This window comes from Mesorhizobium sp. M2A.F.Ca.ET.067.02.1.1, from assembly GCF_004023285.1.
GTDB lineage: Bacteria > Pseudomonadota > Alphaproteobacteria > Rhizobiales > Rhizobiaceae > Mesorhizobium.
Genome location: NZ_RZSB01001271.1, coordinates 1 through 852, shown reverse-complemented (window position 1 = coordinate 852; position 852 = coordinate 1). Strand labels below are relative to the sequence as shown.

Below are 852 nucleotides of genomic sequence, written 5' to 3'. Positions count from 1 at the left end.
CACCTATCTCTATCCGGTGTTCCTGGGACGCATCCGCGGCTACGATTCGATGATGATCGGCGAGGCGCTGTTCGTCAGCGGCCTGGCGATGTTCTTCACCGCGCCGGTCGCCGGCATCCTGTCGAACAAGATCGATCTCAGGCTGATGATGATGATCGGCTTCGTCGGCTTCGCCACCGGCACATGGTGGATGACGCATCTCACCGCCGACTGGGATTTCTATGAGCTCTTGATCCCGCAGATCCTGCGCGGCTGCTCGATGATGCTGTGCATGGTGCCGATCAACAACATCGCGCTCGGCACCTTGCCGCCGGAACGGCTGAAGAATGCGTCGGGCCTGTTCAACCTGACCCGCAATCTCGGCGGCGCCGTCGGCCTTGCGCTGATCAACACGGTGCTGATCGACCGCAACGCCTTCCACTATGCGCGGCTTGCCGAGCATGTGCAGTGGGGCAGCGAGGCCGCACAGACCAAGCTGCAGAACATGACGCTGAACTTCCAGCAGACCGCCGGCCTCGACGCAGGTAGCGCGGCGATCTCAAAACTGTCGGGCATGGTGCAGCAGCAGGCGGCGCTTTTGTCCTTCATGGACGTGTTCATGATGCTGACCGTGCTGTTCGCCTCGCTCGGATTCTTCGTGCTGTTCATCAACAAGCCGGCCCAGCAGGGCGGCGGTGGCGGCGGAGGCCATTGAGGAGCCGGAACCCCCGCCTGGTCTCCTCAACACGTGACCCCGGAAATCGGCGACGATTTCCGGGGTCATTCTTTTTGGAAAGAGCTAAGGTGGGTTGAGATTCAGGTCAGGCTGAGCCGAAAATGGTGGGTTCCGAGAACCGGAGCGGAGCGTACTTA

The 852-nt window shown here is 61.3% G+C and carries 1 protein-coding gene; it reads left to right on the top strand.

The features are described 5' to 3' along the window. On the top strand, positions 1 to 694 hold a 694-nt coding region (locus EOA28_RS37250; RefSeq protein ID WP_128315914.1), incomplete at its 5' end, for an MFS transporter. Positions 695 to 852: the final 158 nt, after the last annotated feature.